The organism is Nocardiopsis sp. NPDC006938 (genome assembly GCF_042869555.1).
Lineage (GTDB): Bacteria > Actinomycetota > Actinomycetes > Streptosporangiales > Streptosporangiaceae > Nocardiopsis.
Genome location: NZ_JBIAGA010000002.1, coordinates 221119 through 240331, shown reverse-complemented (window position 1 = coordinate 240331; position 19213 = coordinate 221119). Strand labels below are relative to the sequence as shown.

Genomic DNA, 19213 nt, shown 5'->3' with positions numbered 1-19213 from the left:
GATATGACTACCGGAACGCCCGGTTCGTTCCGTCCCCGCTCCACCTTTTCCGCCCGCTCAGGAGAGGGTGCGCGCCTCGTCGACCAGCAGGACCGGGATGCCGTCCCGGATGGGGTAGGCCAGACCGCTTTCGTCGCAGACCAGCTCGTCGGTCTCCGGGTCGTGGCGCAGCGGCGCCTGGCTCTGCGGGCAGGCCAGGATCTCCAGCAGCCAGCCGTCGATCTTCGTGCTCATGGTTCTCGTTCCTCGTGTGATGGCCGTGTGGGGTGCGGACCCTGGTCAGCCGCGGACGAGGTGCAGGACCTCGTCGCGCAGGCGCGCCACGGCGGTGTCGTCCGGGGCCTCGACGTTGAGCCGCAGCAGCGGCTCGGTGTTGGAGGCGCGCAGGTTGAACCACGCCCCGTCCGGCAGGGTGACGCTGAGGCCGTCGAGCTCGTCGACGGTCACCCCGTCCCTGTCCCCGAAGGCCGCGCGCACCGCGGCCATACGGCCCGCGGCGTCGGCGACCTCGGAGTTGACCTCTCCGGAGGCCGCGTACCGGGAGTACTCCTCCGTGATCCGCGAGAGCGGGCGTTGGTCCGCTCCCAGGACACGGAGGACGTGCATGGCCGCGAGCATACCCGTGTCGGCCTTCCAGAAGTCCCGGAAGTAGTAGTGGGCGGAGTGCTCGCCGCCGAAGACCGCTCCGGTCTCGGCCATGGTCGCCTTGATGAAGGAGTGGCCGACGCGGGTGCGGACGGGCTTGCCTCCGCGTTCGGTGACGATCTCGGGCACCGCCGCCGAAGTGATGAGGTTGTGGATGATGGTGCCACCGGGCTCGCGCTTGAGCTCCTCGGAGGCGACCAGCGCGGTGACGGCGGACGGCGGGACGGGTTCGCCGCGTTCGTCGACCACGAAACAGCGGTCGGCGTCGCCGTCGAAGGCCAGGCCGAGGTCGGCACCGGTCTCCCGGACCTTCGCCTGGAGGTCGACGAGGTTGTCGGGGTCCAGGGGGTTGGCCGGGTGGTTGGGGAAGGTGCCGTCCAGTTCGAAGTACAGGGGGACGACGTCCAGGGGCAGCCCCTGTTCGAGGACGGCGGGGACGGTGAGGCCGCCCATGCCGTTGCCCGCGTCCACCACGACCCTGAGCGGGCGCGACCCGGAGAGGTCGACGAGCTGGCGGAGGTAGTCGGCGTAGCCGGGGAGCAGGTCGCGCTCGGTCACGGTGCCCGCGGGTCCCTGGTGGGAGCCGGGGTCCTCGGAGCCGGACAGGAACGCCTCGGCGAGCGCGCGGACGTCGTCCAGGCCGCTCTCGGCGCTGATCGGCGCGGCCCCGGCGCGGCACATCTTGATGCCGTTGTACTCGGCCGGGTTGTGGCTGGCGGTGAACATGGCGCCGGGCAGGTCGAGGGAGCCGGACCCGTAGTACAGGAGGTCGGTGGAGCCGAGTCCGGCGAAGACCACGTCCACCCCCTGGGAGGTGACGCCGTCAGCGAAGGCCCGGGCCAGCTCGGGGGAGGAGGGCCGCATGTCGTGCGCGACCACGACGGCGGGTCCGCCGACGACGCGGGCGAACGAGGCGCCGACCGCGCGGGCGATGTCGGCGTTGAAGGTGTCCGGGATCACACCGCGTACGTCGTATGCCTTGAAGATGCTTCCGAGGTCAGCCACGTCTGCTCCGGCCAGGTCGATCCTGCGACGAATTCGGTCCAGCGCCCCGTTGGTCGAGCGCCGTACAAAACTAGCAAGAGCGGCCCGGGTCAGCCGTTCGGGTGGTGCGGCGGGCGTTGCTCGCCCCGATCGGACTTGACGACGCGCAGGTGGCCGCGGCGCAGCGTCTCGTGACCCTCCCCCACGGGTTCGCCGGGGGACGGCTCCGGGCGCGCGGGCGGCCGCGCCGCCTCACGTACGGCGTCGGCGAGGGCCTCCAGGTCGTCGCTGCCGGGACCTCCTCCCGACGTCTCGACCGGAAGCCGTACGACCTCCCACCCGCGCGGCGCGGTCAACCGTTCGGCGTGGATCGCGCACAGGTCGTAGCAGTGCGGTTCCACGTAGGCGGCGAGCGGGCCGAGGACGGCGGTGGAGTCGGCGTAGACGTACGTGAGCGTGAAGACGGCTGGCTGCCGGCACGCGGTGCGGGAACAGCGTCGAACATGGCTCACAGCGTTCGACTGTATGCCTTTACCGAGGGACACGCCAGCATCGTCCCATGACCCGCACAGTTTTCGGGCTTCCGTTCTTGACCCGGGAGGGTCGCGAAGGCCCCGGACGCCGTTCTTCCGGGCGTCCGGGACTACGCGCGGGGCGCGTCATGGCTTAGTCTCGAAGTGTGCGACGCGTGCGCCTTTCCAGTGGCCAACCAGACAGAGTGCGGCGCCGGGACCGCCGGGGCCGCGGTATCCGTGGTCCTCTCGTCCCCTCCGACCTGCCCGTCTCCCGCAGCCGGGCGCAGGCCTTCGACGACCTCGTCCTGGACGCGGTCGAGCGCCTGGAGCGCCTGTGGGCGCGTGAGCTGGCCAACGTCGACTTCCTCGTGGAGGACGTTCCCCCGGTGCCGCCCCACGGCGACCTCACCGAGGCGATCCCCTTCTCCCGTCTGGAGAGCGACCCGGCCGGCCGAGCCCGGATCATCGTCTACCGCCGCCCCGTGGAGATCCGGACCAAGGACCCCGAGGAGATGGCGCTCCTCGTCCACGAGACCGTCGTGGAGGAAGTGGCCAACCTCCTCGGGGTCGAACCCGAGTCCGTCGACCCGGAGAACTGACCGCCGGGCGCTCACTCCTCGCCGAGGGAGCGTTCCAGCGCGTCGAGGCAGCTCCGCCAGCCGGTCGCGGTACGCTCCGCCCACTCCCGCCCCGTGAAGGTGTGGGCCAGGGTCAGTCGTGCGCCGTCGACGGTGAGGCGCATCCCGTGTTCACCGGTCTGCTCGTCGAACTCCCTGAAGGCGAAGACGCGACGGGGCTCCACCTCGGTGACCTCGGCGGTCGTCTCCGTGCCCTCCTCGTCCCGCAGGAGGATGGCTCCCCCGGGCCACAGGTCCAGGCGCTCCACTGTCAGGGGATACCAGCGGTTGAGCCCCTCGGGTTCGGTGACCGCCCGCCACACCCGCTCCTGCGGCTGGCCCAGTTCGCGTTCGAGTGTCAGCGTCCAGCGGTCTCCGCCCAGCGCGCGCAGTTCGGTCTCACCCATGTCTCCCCCGTCCGACGGCTCACTGGCCCCGTACCCGCCCCCGTCCCGGTTCAGTACGGCCGCGGCCGCCGGAAGACACCGGAGCCCGCCGGGGACCGCTCGCGTGCGGTCCCCGGCGGGCTCCTCGGCTGTGCGCCCGGGGGGCGCTACCAACCGCTCCAGGGCCAGCGGACCAGACCGCCCACGCTTCTCTGGAGGGCGAGCAGGCCGTCGAAGAAGGTGGTCAGGAGCTCCACGAGGTTGCCCTCCCGCCACCACCAGACCAGCGCCGCCCCCGCCGCGACCACGAGCAGGACGTGCAGGACGGTCCACGAGTTGCGGAACGTCCGGTAGACCAGCGGGACACCGTCTCTCATCCCCTTCACGCTCACTCCCCCTCTCCCGCCGACACGGACTCCCGTGTGGGCAGCACGGCCAGCTTCGGATCGGTGGCGCGCAGCGCCCAGTCGAAGACCCGGACCGGATGGGACGGGTCGAGTCCGTCCGCCGCGCCCAGCGAGTTCACCGCGAAGTAGTGCGCGGTCCGGAAGTCCTGGTCGATGCGCCGCACGAATCCGCGCGCACCGTTCTCCTTCAGCCAGGCCCGGACGGAGGCCCCGTCCTCCGGGTCGATCGCACCGGCGTCGGGAACCCGCCGCAGCACGTCCAGCTTGGTGAGGACGACCGCCAGACGCTTGGCCTCCAGCCCGATCCCCGAGGCCCGGAGCCGGTCGACCACGCTCGCGTAGGCGTCCTCCTGGTCTCCCTGGGCCAGCGGGACCGCGTCCCCCTCGTCGGCGCGCCGGAGGCGCTCGTTCACCTCCGGGAGCGCCAGGGGGTCCAGGACGAACAGCAGGGTGTCGGCGGTGTCGATGTAGCCCAGCGACTGCGACCGGTCCCAGCTGACGAAGTTCTCCCCCGCGGCGTCCATGACGTGGACCTCGACCTCGCGCCCCCGCAGGGACAGGACGAGCGGAACCCCTTCGGGCCGGTCCTCCCAGGCGGTCTTGGCCACCCTCCGGCCGTGGGAGACCGCGGTGGTGGCGGTCCGCACGAACCCCTCGGCCTCAGGGGAGATCGGTGTGAGCGAGCCGGACAGCGCCTCGGCCCGCTCACCGAGTTCGACCACCCCGGTGGCCAGGAACTGGGTCTTGCCCGCGCTCACGGCACCGATGACCGGCAGCGGAAGGACCCGCCGGGTTCCGCTTCCGTCCGGGGCGTCTCCCAGGCAGAAGGGGCACAGGGCGGTGAGCTGGCGGGCCGCCTTGCTGACCGTGACCGGCATCCGGGTCCCGCACCCGCACCGGCGGTGGGTGACGCCGAGGGGGCCGGGGCGGACGTCGTGGTGGACCGTCCCGCAGTCGGGGTCGGCGCACCGGTAGCTCGGCATCGGTGTGGCCCGGTAGCACTTGACGCAGTGCAGCTCGGCCTTCCGGCGCCGCTGGGCCAGTCGGCCGGACCAGCGGTACAGGAGGATGCCGAACCACTGCACGAGGTGCACGGCGCCGCCGAGGACCCGCATGATGAGGTACCAGCTCAGGACCGAGAGCCACACGCCGAGGGCGTAGCCGATGACGCCGGGCAGGAGGAGGAGCCCGATGATCCACCCGTCGAAGAGGAAGCGGACGGCGTCGCCGCCGATCCGCCTCGACGCCGCCAGCACCGCGTTGGCGTCCCGCTTGGACTGGTACGGGATGTAGACGGGCCAGGCGTGGTCCCAGCCGGAGTGCTTGGCCTGACCGCGCGGCGCCTTGCCCAGCACCTGCCCCGCCACGACGGCGTCGGGTGAGGCGATCCTGGGTTCCTCCTCCTCGCGACCCGCGAGCACGAACGGGGGCAGGACGACACCCCTGAGGATGCCCAGCACCAGCCCCAGCAGGGACGAGCCCAGCCAGATGACCAGAATCCACGCGAAGATCCGCACGAGGAGGGCGACGATCGTCCACACCACGAACACGACCAGGAAGATGACGGCCACGATGGCGAGGAAGCCCAGGCCGAGCATCGCCAGGATGAAGATGAGCTGAGGCATCTACCGTCCCCTCCCCCAACCGAAGGGGTTGCCCGGTCTGCGACGGTCACCCGACCGGTCCGACCGCCCCTTGAGGTACTTGTCCAGTTCGCTGCGGAACCGGAATCGGCCCCTGACCTCGCGGATCAGCTCCGGCTGTGTCTCGGCGATCCGGGCCAGGGCCGCGTCCGCCGCCTCCGCCACCGACGCGTCGGAGTCGGAGAGCAGTCGCAGGGCGCGGTCGACCACGCTCGGGGACCGGCGCTGGTCCGCCTGGCGCACGAGGTGGACCTGGATGGCCGCCGGACCCCAGGGAGTGACCGCGCGCACCATTCTGGTCCGTCTGCCGCGGTCGGCCCTCTCCCGCTCGGACCGTTCGCGGTCGGCCCCCTCACTCTCGTCGCCGCCCCGGCCGGTCCTGGGGGAGTCGTCGGTGCGCAGGATCTGGGCGCCGATGTCGGCCAGCAGGAACGGCACCACCGGCCGCATCTGGAGCAGGTCCGTCTCCAGGGTCTGGTCGGCCTCGTCACGGTTCTTGGACCGTGCGGCCTCCAGGACCCCCCGGGCCCGGAGGTACTCCGCCGCAGCCTCGGCGAGCGCGCGGTCCGGGGCGTCCCCCAGGACCTCCAGGAGCGGACTCCAGTCCGTCGCCTCCGCCCGGGCTCCCCGGAAGGGCGAGCGGGCCCGCTCCAGAGCCGTCCGCACCCGGACCTGGAGGGAGTTGGTGTATCCGTGGCGGGAGACCCAGGCCGCCCACAGGGCGGGGTCGTCCCGTACCTCGGTGCCGGTCAGGGCCAGTTGCCACGCCTCGGCGGGCATGGTGAGGGAGCGGACGATCCGCTCGCGGCGTTCGGCCACGGGCAGACGGCTGATCCGGCCCGCCTCGACCCAGCCACGGAGCTCCGGGCTACCGGCCTCCGCCACGAGGAAGTCCCAGTCCCCCCGCAGCAGCGACTCCACGGCCCGCTCGTCGTTGGCGTGGAAGGCGTCGCCGAGGCGCCGCGCGGTGGCCGCCGCCACCTCCTTCCCTCCGAGCCACGACCGCCACCGGTCCCGGCCCAGGTCCGGGTCGGTGAGCCACAACGCGGAGAGGTTATCGGCCGCCTCCGCCCGCGCCTCCTCGGTGACCGGGGCTCCGACGGCCCCGGCCGCGCCGAAGAGGTCGGCCAGGCAGTCGGTGGGGGCCGAGGCCAGCACGGTGCCCAGGAACCCCCCGGCCGCCGCGCGCTCCTCCTCCGACTCCCACTCGAGCGGGGTCGCGGCCCCGGACAGCTCCCGGGCGAAGGCCCCGGCGTGCCCGGGGGCGGCGGCGAGCGCCTCCAGCGCGGGCAGGAGCACGCCGCGGGCCACGTCGTCGGCTCCGATGCCGTGCGCGTGGCGTACGGCCCCTCCCGCCAGGGTGAACTCCTCCGCCGTGGTCGGGCCGTAGGTGACGGAGGCCTCGCTGAGTTCCTCGCCGTACAGGGCCAGGTCGTCCTCCATCCCGGCCCGGGCGAGCCGGTCGATCGCCGAGACCGCGGTGCGCCACGCCCCGGCACCGTCGGTGTCGGGGTCCGGTACCGCGACCAGCCGGGCGGCGTCGTTGGCCAGCTCGGCGCCGAGGGTGGTCTCCCAGCGCCGTGCGACCTCCACCGCGGTGAGGGCGTCGGCCGCGTCGTGGTCGCGGAACAGGGCGGCGCGCGCCCGTGCGACCTCGCTGGGTTCGAGGTCCGGGACCGTGCGGTCGCGCAGGTCGAGGACGTTCGCGGAGCCGAGGTCGACGGCGCCGAACCCGGGGCTCACCCCCACCAGGACCGCGTCGGTCCGCCAGGGGTCGTCCACCAGGGCCCTGAACCCGAGGGTCCGGGCCCGCTCGGACTCCACGAAGAGCGTTCCCAGCGCGATCCACCGCATGACCTCGTCGAGGTCGTCGTGCAGCAGCACCGTCTTGGTCGGGGCGGGTCCGAGGGCCGCGTCGATCATCGTCAGGTAGTGCGGGAGGACGCGTGCCGCCCACTCGTCACCGGTGACCATTTCCTGGAGGGCGTCCACCTCGAACTCCGGTCGGACCTCCAGCGGGGTCACCCACGGTTCGGGGGCGGGTCCGGCGGCCTTCTCCAGATTCCACTGGAGGGCGCCGTAGAGCTGGGCCGGCCGGTAGGGGACGAAGTCGCCCGGGTCGGAGGTGGCGATGACCTGGGTGACCTGGTTGCCGGGACGGCCGCTGTTGGTGATACCGGTGGACCGGCCCCGGGAGAGGTAGCTGCGCCCGTCACGAACCTCGAAGGCGCACGTGGGCGGGTGGTCGAGCGGATCGTGCCCCAGGTCCCAGGAGGGAACCACCCGGTGGAGCAGCCCCTCCCGGATGCGCTGGCGGTCCACCCCGGTCAGCCCCGGGGAGACCGCCTGGAAGTTGAAGCCGTCGACGCCGTCGATCGCCTCGCCCGCCGTGACGTCGGTGTAGGTCGCTGTCTCGAAACCCATCTCACGCTCCCGTCGACGGAATGAAGCCGCGCGTGGCCATGAGCCACAGCAGTGGTTCGGCGATGCGGTGGGGCAGGAGGCCGCGCTGGTTCACGCGCTGGGAGGCGTAGTCCGGTTCCGCCCCCAGGGCCGAGGCTCCGAAGAGCCGGAAGGAGCTGTAGTTGTGCTCCAGCTTCCGAAGGAGGCCCGCGCCTCCCCACTGTTGGATGAGCAGCCCGACGTGGTCGTGCACGGTCTGCCCTTCGGACTCGTCGAACACCGGCCGCTTCGACGAGGGGCTGCGCAGCGGGTGGTCCTCGTCGATCTGGTCGAAGAAGGCGTCGATCTTGGACACCACCACCGCGATGGGCTGCCGGATCTTCTTCGTGCGCTTGACGCCTCCGGTCGAACGCAGGACGGAGGTGATGGCGTCGACCACCTCCTCGGGCCCGGTCTCCACGAACCCGGCTCCCCTGGCCTCCGCACGCGTGCGGTTCTCCGGGAAGCCGAACGGGTCCAACAGCAGGATGACGCCCGAGGTGGCGCCCAAGTAACGCTGGGTCAGGGCCGCGTCGGTGGTCGCGAAGTCCTCACCCGCGTTGTCGTAGAAGGAGAAGACCGTGGAGGCGGTCCGCGAGGTCCCCAGCGGGCCCTTCTTCGTGTACCGCCACGAGTAGACCGCGGGCTCCTTGCGTCCGCTGCGGTTCTCCTGGGTCTGTCCGGGGACGGTCCCACCGCCCCCGCTCATGAGCTGGTGGTAGACCCGCAGGTCCCGGGTGAGCCCGGACTTGCCGCCCGGGGCGTCGATGGCCGCGTCGAAGCGGTCGGCGACGGAGGTCTGGAGCTCGGCGTCCAGGACCGAGAGCATGACGGTCTTGCCGGACCCGCGCACGCCGACCATGCCGAAGAGGGCCGAGTCGGCGCCGTACTCGGAGGGCAGCAGTGAGTGGCACTCGGGGCACACCGGCGGGCCGGGTTCGGACCCGCAGTTCTCGCAGTTGCCGGAGAGGGAGGGCCTGGGCACCCCGGGCAGGAGGTTGCCCTTCTCCTCCCCGATGACGGGCCAGTACCCGTTGGTGTCGTTGAAGTGCCTGCTGCGGGCGGGGTCGACCCGCTTCTCGCAGGGTGTCCGGCCGGCGGAGTGCCGTCCGGAGCACCGGTAGGCGAGCTTTCGGGGGTTGATCTCGGTGTAGCAGTACGGGCACGGGGCCGTCGTTGTGAAGAGCACTGCGCCTCAGCCTCGCATCTGGCTTGTCGGGGGATCTTGCAACCGGGCGCCGCTTCCCGGCTCGACGAAGACCCGCACCCAGAACGGTGACGCGACCCTGCCGAGCCGGAGTTCGTAGGAGAGCGAGTCGCGGTCGGTGAAGTCCAGCTCCCGGCGGTCGACCACGGTTCCGTCGGAGGCGTCGCCCGGCATGAACTTCGCCTCCTTGAGGACCGTGACGGCCGGGACCCTTCCTCGGAAGTCGGGGGACTCGGCGGTCACCCTCACCGAGCCCTTTCCGCCCATCCAGGAGCGCTTGACCTCCAGTGAGTAGCGGACCTTGGGGGCGGGACCGCTCAGCGGGACGGGGACGGCCGCGGACGACCACTCCCGGTCCCCGGCACGCACCACGGTGGACAGGGTGATGTCGCTGATCGAGTCGGCGTCCGGGACGCGCACCCCGCCGCCGTCGTTGTAGGCGGTCCGCGAGACACGGCGGGTGACCGGTCGGCCGCCCGCCCGCCAGGCGACCTCGATCTGGTGGTCGCCCTCGGGCCACTCCCAGGAGAGCCTGAGCTCGCCGCCCAGTCTCTCGGCGGTCGGTGTGCGCACCTGCGGCGCGGAGCCGGTGATCCGCGCGGTACCCACCAGGCCGCCGTCACCGTCCACGGTCACGGGAACCAGCAGGCTGACCTCGGGCAGGAGGTCGAACGAGCACACGGTGCGCCCGTCGGCCCCGCCGTCCTGGCGCAGTGTGAGCCTTCGGCCGCCCATGCCGGTCAGCCGGGCCCGGGGCAGCCGGGTCCCGCGTTCGATCCGTGCGGTGGGCGGTAGGGCCCACACCTCGACCGGGTAACCGGTGACCGTTCCCCAACTGGCCTGGTGACCGTCAGGAGAGGAGTCGATCCGCAGGTCGTCCACCGCCCGGATGGCGCCCCGGGGGGTGGCGTCCGCGGTGACGGCGGCCGACTCGCGCTGTCGGCCGTCGTCGGACAGGTAGACGGCCGCGACGGAGAACCGGTACCTGGTTCCCAGGGTGAGACCGGTGACGGTCGTCTGCCCGGGCGCCGTGGGGCGGTGCGTCGTGCGCGTGCCGTCGGGCGCCGTCTGGGTGACGACGACGCCCAGGGCCTCCGACGGCACCCCCCACGAGAGCGACACCTGTGAGGAACCGGCGGAGGCGTCCAGGTCGAAGGGCGGGGGCAGGACCTCACAGGTGTCCGTCGCCGGAGCCGAGTGGAGGACTCCGTCCCGGGTGGCGAACACCGAGTAGCGCACCCGGGTGCCGACCGGCACCCGCTCGTCCCTGAAGACGGTGCCGGTGTGGCCGTCGGCGAGGAGTTCGCCGTCCCGGGGGTTGGCCGGGACCCCGCCGGTGGTCCGGACCACGGCGTAGCGCGCCGTGCCCTCCCCGTCCGCGCTCCACGACGCGACGAGCGCGCGCCCGTCCGCCCTCAGCGACAGGTTCGCCGGGGGAAGCGGGGGCAACCGTTGGAGCCGGTTGCGCAGCTCCTCGTCGCGGGTGTCGACGGACAGGGCCTCGCGCAGGGCGGCCGCGGCGGCCGCGTAGTCGCCCTGCTTGACGGCGGCGTCGTAGCGGACGACGCTGCGCCCCTTCTTGCGCTCGGCCTCCTCGACCCGCCGGGCGAGGCGTTCCCGCTCGGCGCGTTCGTCCTCCTCCGGTTCGGGGAGGCTGTCGAGCAGTCGGCGCGCCTCGCCGAGGGCACCGTCGGCCAGCCGTTCGGCGACGTCGTTCGCGCTGAGGACCTTCGTGGAGGCGGACAGCTTGGTGACCAACCGGGCGGCGTCGGTCTGGTCCAACCCCCGCCGGCACAGTTCCTCGTGGACGGTGACGCGTGGCTGACCGCGCCGCAGCAGGCCCTCCACGGTCTCCGCCAGGGAGGACAGGACCAGGGCGTGCAGGTCGGCGGGGGACGCGCACTCGGCCAAAGCCGCCAGGCCGTTCTGGGCCGCCTGGCGGGCCCCCTCCTCGACCCGGGCCTCCTGCTGCTGGAGCAGTTCCCGGGCCCGGGCGACGTCCTTCGGGCCCAGCACGCGTGCGGGTTCACCGAAGGCGAGCTCGTCGACGACCCTGATCCCCTCGGGCCGCTCGGGGCGGGTCACCACGTCCACCAGGGTCCGGAACTCCGGGTAGTCGGTCACCACGCGCACGGCGGCGGGCACCCGGACCCTGGGCACCTCGAAGTCGGCCGCGACCCGCACACCGTGGGCCGAGAGCGCGTCGGCGAGGTCGTCCTCGGACACCCCGCCCAGGCCGGTACCGGCCGCGAACTCTCTCACCTGCTCGGGCAGAACCACCCGGAGCGGGTGCTCCTGGGCCACCGCCCGGGCGAAGCCGTCCAGCTGCGCGCGCACGGCCTCGGTCCTGGCCCGGGACATCCCGGACCAGAACGCGGGATCGGCGACGGCCGCACCGGACGTGCGCAGCAGTTCCAGCAGCTTCTTCAGCAGCTGCGCCGACCGCCTGTTCTTGATCGAGGGACTGTTGAAGGCCGCCTCGACGCTACCGAGGTGCCGCTCCAGTTCGGCCCCGGTCATCGAGGGTTCCACGGCGAACATCCCGGCCACGTCCAACCGGGCCAGGGCGGTCGCCCCGTCCTCTCCCTGGACGTCCCGGATGGCCTGTTGGAGCACCGCCATCCGGTCCTTGTCCTTCTCCAGCGGGATCAGGACCGTCTTCCTGTACTGCTTGGCGTCGAACGCCACCCCTGCCTCCCCGTCCCTCCGGTAACCGCTCTCCGGCCGCGTCAGGAACGCAGCGCGAGACCGGAGACCTGCTTGGCCGCCTGCTCGACCTCGGCCTCGGAGAGCACCGACACCTGGGCCTCGACGTCGATGGTCCGGTTGCCGGTGGGCTCGAAGGCCGTGACCCGGGCCAGGCCCTCGGCGGTCACCGTGAGGGTGATCTCGACCGGGGACTCCTTGGGCATCGGTGGGATCTCCAGTGACTTCTCCTGGAGGAGCTGGTTGTCCTCCGGCGAGGGGGACTCCAGTTCGCCGCCCTGCTCGAAGAGCGCGATGGAGACCTCCTTCTGCCGGTCCTGGAGCGTCAGGGCGGTGATGGGGTCGAGCCGTACGGGGATGGAGTCGTTGGCGTGCACGAGGAAGCTGATGTACTCCTCGTCCTTGTCCGGGTCCAGGAAGCGCACACCGAGGCCGCGCGAGAGCACGTTCGTGACGCTCAGGGCCTTGGCCCCGCCGAGGAAGTACTTCTGCTCCGCGTTCGGGGCGACCTCCACCTCCGAGCCGTCGGTGGACAGGACCTCGTCCACGGCGGCCTGCCCGTAGATGGCGGCGCCCTTGGCCACGGCCAGGTCGAAGTCGCTGCGGGCCGGGTCCCAGCCGAGCTGCTCGCGCAGAGCGGTCTCGATCATGGGCATCTTGGCCGAGCCGCCGACCAGCAGCACGCGGTCGATGGTCAGGCCCGGCGTCTTGCCCTGGGCGGTGGCCACGGTGCGCTGGGCGATCTCCAGGGTCTGCCCGACGAGGTGGCGCGTGACGGAGTCGAACTCGTCCCGCGTGACCTCGACCTTCTCGTCCTTGTCCTGGTAACGGCAGCGGACCGTCGCCTTCTCCCGCTTGGTAAGGGACCTCTTGGTCTCCTCGACCTGGCCGAGGAGTTCGGCCTCGAACTCCTCCTCCAGCATGGGGTCCTCCTCGCCCAGGCCGGCCGCCTGGACGAACTTCTCCACGATCAGCTGGGAGAGGGCGGTGTCCCAGTCCGCGCCGCCCAGGGACTTGTTGCCGTCGACGGCGACGACCTCGACCCGGCCCGCCTCCGCCCGCATGACCGTGGTGTCGAAGGTCCCGCCGCCGAGGTCGTAGACCAGGACGGTCTCGGCGCTCTCCCCGCGGATGCCCAGCGACAGAGCGGCGGCCACCGGCTCGGTCACGATGCCGACCACCTCCAGGCCCGCGATCTGCCCGGCCTGCCTGGTGGCCTCCTTCTCCTTGACCCCGAAGTAGGCGGGGACCGTGATGACGACCTTGGTGACGTCCTGGCCGCTCTCGCTGTTGGCCGTGGCGACCAGTTCCTTGAGGATCAGCGCGGAGACGCTCTCCGGCGTGTACCGCTCGCCGTGGAAGTCCAGCGGGTAGGGGGTACCCATGTGGCGTTTGATCAGGGAGCAGGCGTGGTCGGGCGCCGAACGCTGTACACGCTTGGCCTCCTCGCCGACGACGATGTTGTTGCCGTCCTCGAAGTAGACCACCGAGGGGGTCGTCGGGTTGCTGTCGACGTTGGGGACGACTTCGGCCTGCCCGAGATCATTGATCCGGGCAATGGCGGAGTACGTCGTACCCAGGTCGATTCCGTACACGCTGTCACTCAACGTGAGACTCCTTCTTCGGAATTGGTCGTATGACACCCGTCACGCCCGGTCCGCGGCCGGTGACCGGTCCGAACAATGACGGAAGCACCCTACTGGGGCGGCTGGTAACGGTAGACGCTCACCTGCGCGGGAAGGAACACCCGGTCCGCGTCGACATAGGAGAATCCCTGCCGCAGAACACGCTGGACGCGCTTGTCCAATTCGACGTCCTCCGTGGGGACGACGCGGGCCGCGTGGTGTTTCTTGGGATCGAACTCGACGAGGGGCGCGGCCTCCACGGATTCGACGTCGATGAGACCGAGCGACTCCTCGATCGCGTCCATGAAGAAGTCGAAGTCCTTTTCGGATTTCTCTCCGCGCTCACGCGCCCGTTCCGCGGCCTCGGCCGCCTGGGCGTGCAGGCCCGCGAACCTGCGCAGCACGGGCTTGAGCAGGGCCTGGACCTGGTCGCCCTGGAGCTGTTCGATCCGGCTCTGCATCTGCCGGATGATCTGTTCCTGGTTCTCGCTGCGCGCGTGGAATTTGCGCACCTGTTCTTCCAGGCCGCCGACGGCCGCCACCACTCCCCCGGCCCCGGACGCGGCCTCGGGGGATTCGGTGGGCGGCCCGTCGAGTTCGGGGGCCGGGGGAACGTCGGGCCGTTCCCAGGGCGCGGGCGACGGCCGCTCCGGAACCCGGGTTTTCGGCCCCCGTTCCTCCGGGTGCGGGGAATCGGGTGCCGCGACGAAATCGTCGCCGTCGGAATCCGCCTTCGGAACCCCGAAATCCCCGGTCAACGATTCGTCCACGTCTACCTCCCGAAGTGCCCCGTCCAGATCCGCGCCAAGTATGGCAGACCTGGATTGGCCGTTTCGGACCATTCCTTGGCACTTCGGCGCCACCCGTCCCGGACCTGGGACGATCCGGCGGGTACGTGGGAGAAGGGCTCCCGAGCCGGGTCAGGGGACGATGCCGGTCATGCTGTCGCGGACCTCGGGCAGGAGCACCCTGACGGGCGCCGGTGTCACGGGCAGGACGCTCACGGCGTCGCCCGAGCGCAGCACGCGGGCGGCGTAGACCGGACCGGAGTCCTCCAACAGCTCCAGGCGGACCGCGTACCCGTCCCGGGGGTCGGCCCCGGAGGGAGCCCCCCACCCCTCGGTGTCGGTACCGAAGACGTGGGTGGTCCCTGCGGCGACCTCGGCTCGGACGGCGTCGCCCATACTCCCGTCGGCCGCGATCGGGGTGGCCACCACCTGGGCGTCCTCCTCCAGGGCGCCCAGGACCAGTTCCACGTCGACGCCCTCGGGCATGTCCGGGATGACGGCGGTGGTGTCCAGCGGCCCGGAGAGCGGGTCGACCGCGGCGGTGTAGGCGGTCTCGACGACCTTCCCGTCGTCGACGGTCTCGACCGACACCCCGGCGACGACGGGGGCGTCGGCCTCGACGACGACCGTTCCGGGGGCCTCCGCGAGCGCCCCTTCGAGGGAGAGCCAGGCCGAGGCGGCGGGCGGCACGTTGAGGGCCAGGGGCTCGGCTTCGGTGGCGTCGTCGGCGTCGGCCCTCTCGGTCACCACGCGCACCAGGGCCCGTACCGGCTCGTCACCGGGGGCCGCCACGAACAGTCGGCGCGTGCCCTCTCCCCCGGGCACTCCCGGGACGACCTGGACGTCGTTCGGCGCGCGGGTGGGCGGCACCCAGTCGCTGTGACCCGAGGAGTGCTCGGCGAGCAGGGAGGCGGCCACCCGGCCGGTGCTGGTGCGCACGTGCACGCCCAGGGCCCCGGTGTTCTGGATGAGCTCGGTGACGTCCAGCTCGGTCGACTCCCCGGGGCCGAGGTGGATTCCCCTGCTGTCCGGCGAGTAGGAGGGCCCCTCCATCGTGTAGATGTCGACGCTCACGGTGGCCCGGAAGTCCTCCGGGTTGGCGAGGTGCGCGGTGAGGGCCTCCAGCTCGACGTCGTCCGGGTCCTCGGCCCCGGGCAGCGCGAACCAGGTGCCGATGGACGGCGCCGCGCAGCGCACCTCGGTGATGCCGTCGTCGGAGACGGTGGTCTGCGCGGCGTCGAGCCCGGAGGCCAGGGACCCCTCGGCGCGCAGTGAGGTGGGCCGGGTCGCGTCGGAGACGTCGGTGCGCCAGACCCGCCCGGGTTCGGTCAGCTCCTCGCCCAGGGACTGGGCCCCGGGGTCGCCGTCGACCTCGGCCAGGGGGACGGCCCTCAGCTCGCCCTCGTCGTCACGGCTGACCCGGGGAGCGAAGGCGGCGACGGCGCTCTCGGCGTCGTCGGAGGTCTCGTGCGGAGCGGGACACACGCGAGCGGCCAGGTCCGGGCGGAGGGTGTCGGGTGCGGACGCGCCGATCCGGGCGTTGATCGGCTGGATCGCGAACGCCACTCCGAAGAGGGCGAGCAGCGCCAGCGCGACCAACCCGAACAGGGCGAACCGGTTCTCCACGATCAGTCGCATGTCCTACCCCTCCTCCTCGGTGCCCGCCCGGCGTCTGCCGGCGGCCCTGCGGGTCCCGGCCCGGCGGGTGCCACGCGTCCCCCGGCGCCGTCCGCGGACGGCGGGGAGCGAACCGGTGGTGGCGGGCCCGGTGTCGGGTCCGGTGTCCGGTCGTTCCTCCGGCTCGGAGGGGGACTCGACCCCGGCCTCCTCTGTTGTCGGGGACTCGGATCTCGTGACCCCGGGCCCAGCCGCCGCCCGGCGCGACCTCGCGCGCGACGCCCGGCGGGGGCGCCGGGGCCGTGGCATCGGGGTGGCCGCGATGAGCCTGCGCTCCTCCTCGGTGCGCACGCCCGGGGCGGCCAGCACCGCGACGATCAGCAGGAGCGCCCCCTGGGTGACCCGCCACGCGGTGTGCACCAGGTCGGAGTGCCACACGCGCAGCTCACCGCCGTGTACGGGCAGTTCCCAGGCCTGGGTACCGTTCTCGGTGTCCACGGGGGCGAGCGCGTCGCCGTCGAGCGTGGCCCGCCAACCGCCGTCGGCGGGTTCGGCGAGGGCGAGACGGCGGCCGGGGTGGCCCTCGTCGACCTCGGCGGTGAGGTCGTCGGCGGCGCCGCGCACGCGCAGCGCCTCGGCGTCGAGCCCGTCCTCGGAGACGGCGCGCAGAACGCCGGTGGGTTCGACGATCCGCCAGAGCCCGTAGTGGTCGGACAACGACTGCCGCCCCAGGCCGGGGGTTCCGTCGAGGGTGTCGACCATGGTGGCGTCGGCGGGACCGCCGAGTTCGGGCCGGGGGTAGAGGACGAACTGGACGCCGTGGTCGAGCAGGGTGACCAGCTGGTCGCCGCCCTGTCCCGCGGCGAGTTCGGCGACGGCACGGTCCATGGCCGCGCGGGTGGCCGTCTCGGGCACGATCCGCTCCTCCCCCAACCGGGGTTCTCGGCCCCGGGCCACCACGTAGTCGACGCTGCCGTCGTCGGCGGGGGTGACGACGACCGTGCGGGGCTCGGTGCCGTCCGAACTCACGCTCTCCAGTGCGCCGGGCACGGACCGGGGGGCGTCGGCGGTGACCGGCCCGTCCACGCCCTCCCACATCCACAGGGCCGCCGCCGAGACCGGGGTGGCCAGCGCCAGCAGGGCCACGGCCAGCGCGAAGTACCGGCGCAGGCCGCCCAGGCGGATCATGTCCCCGAAGGCGCGGGCGGCGGTGGCGGCGGTGAGGAGCACGGCGGTGGCGGCGAAGGCCAGCGCGACGCCCGGCCAGACCAGGGCGGCCGGGCCGCCGAAGTAGGGCTCGATGACGATCCTGCTGGTCAGCACGGCCACGAGCATGCCGAACAGGGCCAGGCTCCAGCCCGCGGCGACCAGCATCCGGTTGCGGAGCAGCAGCAGGGAGCACAGGGCGGCGGCGATGAATCCCGCGGTCACCCAGTACGGGGGCGTTCCGGGGCCGCCCGGGGAGAGCATGAGCAACTCGGCGGGGGTCGCGCCGGGGTTGGACAGCTCCGGCCGGTGCAGCCCCGCCTCCAGCAGCCACAGGCTCGGATGCGCCAGGAGTTCGAGGGTCCAGGGCATGAGGAGCACGGCGGGGGTGCCCAGGCTGATCGCCACGCTGACGAAGAGACGACGGCCCAGGTGGCCGAAGGCGACCGCCACCAGCACCCCGGTGACCAGGCACAGGAGCCAGACGAGGGGGACGAGGGCGGTGGCCACCGTGAGGGCGAGTCCCAGGCCCCACGCGGCCCGGCGGGACGGCTTGGGCGGCAGGGAGACGAGCCGGACCAGCAGCAGCCCGAGGACCGGCAGCAGGGCGTGGACCAGGGCGGTGCCCAACCTTCCCTGGGCGACGGCCCCGGTGGCCATGGGGAGCAGGGCGTAGGCACCGGCCATCCACAGGCGGGCGGGGCGGAAGCGCAGCACCTCACGGGCGAGCAGGTAGGCGGTGAGCCCGGCCAGGGGTACGCAGCCCAGCAGGATCACCATGACCGCGATCCACGGCTGTCCGAGGGTGACGGTGGACAACAGGGCCAGCAGCCCGACGTAGGGCGGCGCCGCCACCGCCGAGCCCGCACCGCTGTCGGGGTGCCCGGCCAGGTAGAGGTTCCACAGGTCGAGGGCGTTGCCCGTGACCGGCGGCAGGGCCCCGCCCGCGATCATGCCCCCGCCCAGGAGGAGGGAGCGCTCGGCGACCAGGGTCACCACGGTGAGACCGATGACCAGCAGCACTCCCGGTTGGAGGACCACGCGGCGGAAGAAGGAGGTGGAGTCGTCGGCGACGCCGTCGTCCTCCTCTCCCGGAGGCGCGGTGACCGCCTGGTGGCGGCCCGCGGTGTCGGCCATCCGCTCGCCGGTGAGCAGCGCGGTGACCGCGTCGGCGAACTGCCGCATCGCCACCCCCCGGGCCAGGAACGGCCGGATGGCGCTGTAGGTGCGGCGGCGGTCGCGGCGGCGCCGGAACCGGGCCCGGGCCAGTCGGAGGGGCCGCCCGTAGACGAGGGTGATCGCGGCCGCCTCGTCCAGGGCGTTCGCGGGCTGCTTGATGAGCAGGTACATGAGTACGCGCAGTACGGAGCCCACGGAGTTGCGCAGCAGAGCGAACAGCATCCCGCCGAAGGGCAGGTTGGCCAACAGCACGAACACGGCGTGCCTGCGGTCGACCCGGCGGGGGTGGTTGCGGGTGGCGGTGATGCGCCTCCGGCGGCGGGCCGAGGCCTCCGCGTGGTAGGCGACGGCGTCGGTGACCAGGCGCACCCGCAGCCCGGCGCCGCCGACCCGCCAGCAGAAGTCGATGTCGTCGCGGAACAGCGGCAGTGCGGGGTCGAACCCGCCGAGGCGCTCCCACACGTCGCGGCGGACCAGCATGCCGGCGCTGGAGACGGCCAGGACCTGCCGGGTGCCGTCGTGCTGGCCGTGGTCGAACTCGCGCTGTTCGAGACCGGTCTCGCGGCGGCCCGCGCCGTCGATGGTGACCCCCGCCTCCACGAGCAGTCGGCGGTCGAACCAGTCGCGGAGCTTGGGGCCGAGGACGGCGCTGCGGGGGTCCTGGTCGGCTGCCGCTAGCAGGTGTTCGAGGGCGTCCCGCTCCGGGGTGAGGTCGTCGTGGACGAGCCAGATCCACTCGGTGGCGTCGTCCTCGAACCCGTGCACGTCGGTGCTGGACCTGGGCAGGTCCAGGGCGGCCCTGACCGCGTCGCCGTATCCGGTGCGGGCGGGGAGGTCGATGACGGCGTCGGCGGGCAGGTGGTCGGCGAGGAGGTCGGGACTGGCGTCGGTACTGCCGGTGTCGGCGGCCACGACCCGCTGGACGGCGCGGGTCTGGCCGCGGAGCGCGGACAGGGTTTCCGGCAGCCATCGTGCGCCGTCGTGGGACACGATGACCGCGGTGACGACGTGGCGGGCGGAATCCAGGTCAGGCACGGCTGTGGTCGGGTCTCTCCGGGAGAAGGGGCGGGCCCGTGCGCGGGTCCGGTGTGTGCCGGCCTGGACGGTCGGCGGGCGCCTGGGTGCGCCGGGGCGGCTCGCGGACGCGAACGCGGGACATCACGATACGCCACCCCGCACCAATACGGACCATTTTGGCCCGGGAGACGAGGGGGCCCATAGTGGCGCATTCAACTCTCAGCGGACC

At 72.6% G+C, this 19213-nt stretch carries 14 protein-coding genes; 1 reads left to right on the top strand and 13 read right to left on the bottom strand.

Going from position 1 to position 19213, the window contains the following annotated elements:
- Nucleotides 1–57 precede the first annotated feature (57 nt).
- The 3 genes from ACFYL4_RS04020 to ACFYL4_RS04010 form a co-directional block, all read right to left on the bottom strand.
- Nucleotides 58–234: a Trm112 family protein gene (locus ACFYL4_RS04020; RefSeq protein WP_357768719.1), complete on the bottom strand. Its 177-nt coding sequence runs from the start codon at nt 232–234 to the stop codon at nt 58–60.
- A gap of 45 nt (nt 235–279) precedes the next feature.
- On the bottom strand, nt 280–1650 hold the full coding sequence (locus ACFYL4_RS04015; protein ID WP_357768717.1) for a phosphomannomutase/phosphoglucomutase: 1371 nt from the start codon (nt 1648–1650) through the stop codon (nt 280–282).
- 89 nt (nt 1651–1739) lie between these two features.
- Nucleotides 1740–2141, bottom strand: a complete 402-nt coding sequence (locus ACFYL4_RS04010) for a DUF3499 domain-containing protein (RefSeq protein WP_357768715.1) — start codon at nt 2139–2141, stop codon at nt 1740–1742.
- 206 nt (nt 2142–2347) lie between these two features.
- Here ACFYL4_RS04010 and ACFYL4_RS04005 point away from each other — a divergent pair, with 206 nt between their 5' ends.
- Entirely contained in the window at nt 2348–2743 is a 396-nt protein-coding gene (locus tag ACFYL4_RS04005) for a metallopeptidase family protein (protein WP_357768713.1), read from the top strand.
- Nucleotides 2744–2754: 11 nt separating this feature from the next.
- Here the strand turns inward: ACFYL4_RS04005 and ACFYL4_RS04000 are convergent, their stop codons facing one another.
- From ACFYL4_RS04000 to ACFYL4_RS03955, 10 genes are all read right to left on the bottom strand, one after another.
- Nucleotides 2755–3168 carry an SRPBCC domain-containing protein gene (locus ACFYL4_RS04000; protein ID WP_387516248.1) on the bottom strand — a complete coding sequence of 138 codons (414 nt, stop codon included), beginning with the start codon at nt 3166–3168 and terminating at the stop codon, nt 2755–2757.
- A gap of 146 nt (nt 3169–3314) precedes the next feature.
- The gene (locus ACFYL4_RS03995) at nt 3315–3524 is read right to left on the bottom strand and encodes a hypothetical protein (protein ID WP_357757886.1); all 210 of its coding nucleotides are present in this window, start codon (nt 3522–3524) and stop codon (nt 3315–3317) included.
- Between the two features lie 11 nt (nt 3525–3535).
- Nucleotides 3536–5179, bottom strand: coding sequence for a hypothetical protein (locus ACFYL4_RS03990; protein WP_357757433.1), 1644 nt, complete (start codon nt 5177–5179; stop codon nt 3536–3538).
- Complete coding sequence (locus ACFYL4_RS03985; protein WP_387516245.1) at nt 5180–7621, bottom strand: hypothetical protein; 2442 nt, start codon at nt 7619–7621, stop codon at nt 5180–5182.
- A gap of 1 nt (nt 7622) precedes the next feature.
- A complete protein-coding gene (locus ACFYL4_RS03980) occupies nt 7623–8828 on the bottom strand; it encodes a hypothetical protein (RefSeq protein WP_387516243.1) in 1206 nt (401 codons plus the stop codon).
- Nucleotides 8829–8834: 6 nt separating this feature from the next.
- Nucleotides 8835–11534, bottom strand: a complete 2700-nt coding sequence (locus ACFYL4_RS03975) for a fibronectin type III domain-containing protein (protein WP_387516241.1) — start codon at nt 11532–11534, stop codon at nt 8835–8837.
- A gap of 41 nt (nt 11535–11575) precedes the next feature.
- Nucleotides 11576–13159, bottom strand: coding sequence for an Hsp70 family protein (locus tag ACFYL4_RS03970; RefSeq protein ID WP_357757444.1), 1584 nt, complete (start codon nt 13157–13159; stop codon nt 11576–11578).
- 89 nt (nt 13160–13248) lie between these two features.
- Nucleotides 13249–13947, bottom strand: a complete 699-nt coding sequence (grpE, locus tag ACFYL4_RS03965) for a nucleotide exchange factor GrpE (RefSeq protein ID WP_387516239.1) — start codon at nt 13945–13947, stop codon at nt 13249–13251.
- A 150-nt stretch (nt 13948–14097) separates the two neighbouring features.
- Nucleotides 14098–15603, bottom strand: a complete 1506-nt coding sequence (locus ACFYL4_RS03960; RefSeq protein ID WP_387516237.1) for a DUF5719 family protein — start codon at nt 15601–15603, stop codon at nt 14098–14100.
- Between the two features lie 3 nt (nt 15604–15606).
- The gene (locus ACFYL4_RS03955; RefSeq protein WP_357757452.1) at nt 15607–19002 is read right to left on the bottom strand and encodes a glycosyltransferase family 2 protein; all 3396 of its coding nucleotides are present in this window, start codon (nt 19000–19002) and stop codon (nt 15607–15609) included.
- Nucleotides 19003–19213: the final 211 nt, after the last annotated feature.

Excerpts from the sequence above, each read along its gene's own strand:
- ACFYL4_RS03990 (WP_357757433.1), bottom strand. The coding sequence starts at position 5,179 with ATGCCTCAGCTCATCTTCATCCTGGCGATGCTCGGCCTGGGCTTCCTC.
- ACFYL4_RS04000 (WP_387516248.1), bottom strand. The coding sequence starts at position 3,168 with ATGGGTGAGACCGAACTGCGCGCGCTGGGCGGAGACCGCTGGACGCTG.
- ACFYL4_RS03995 (WP_357757886.1), bottom strand. The coding sequence starts at position 3,524 with ATGAGAGACGGTGTCCCGCTGGTCTACCGGACGTTCCGCAACTCGTGG.
- ACFYL4_RS04020 (WP_357768719.1), bottom strand. The coding sequence starts at position 234 with ATGAGCACGAAGATCGACGGCTGGCTGCTGGAGATCCTGGCCTGCCCG.
- ACFYL4_RS03960 (WP_387516237.1), bottom strand. The coding sequence starts at position 15,603 with ATGCGACTGATCGTGGAGAACCGGTTCGCCCTGTTCGGGTTGGTCGCG.
- ACFYL4_RS03985 (WP_387516245.1), bottom strand. The coding sequence starts at position 7,621 with ATGGGTTTCGAGACAGCGACCTACACCGACGTCACGGCGGGCGAGGCG.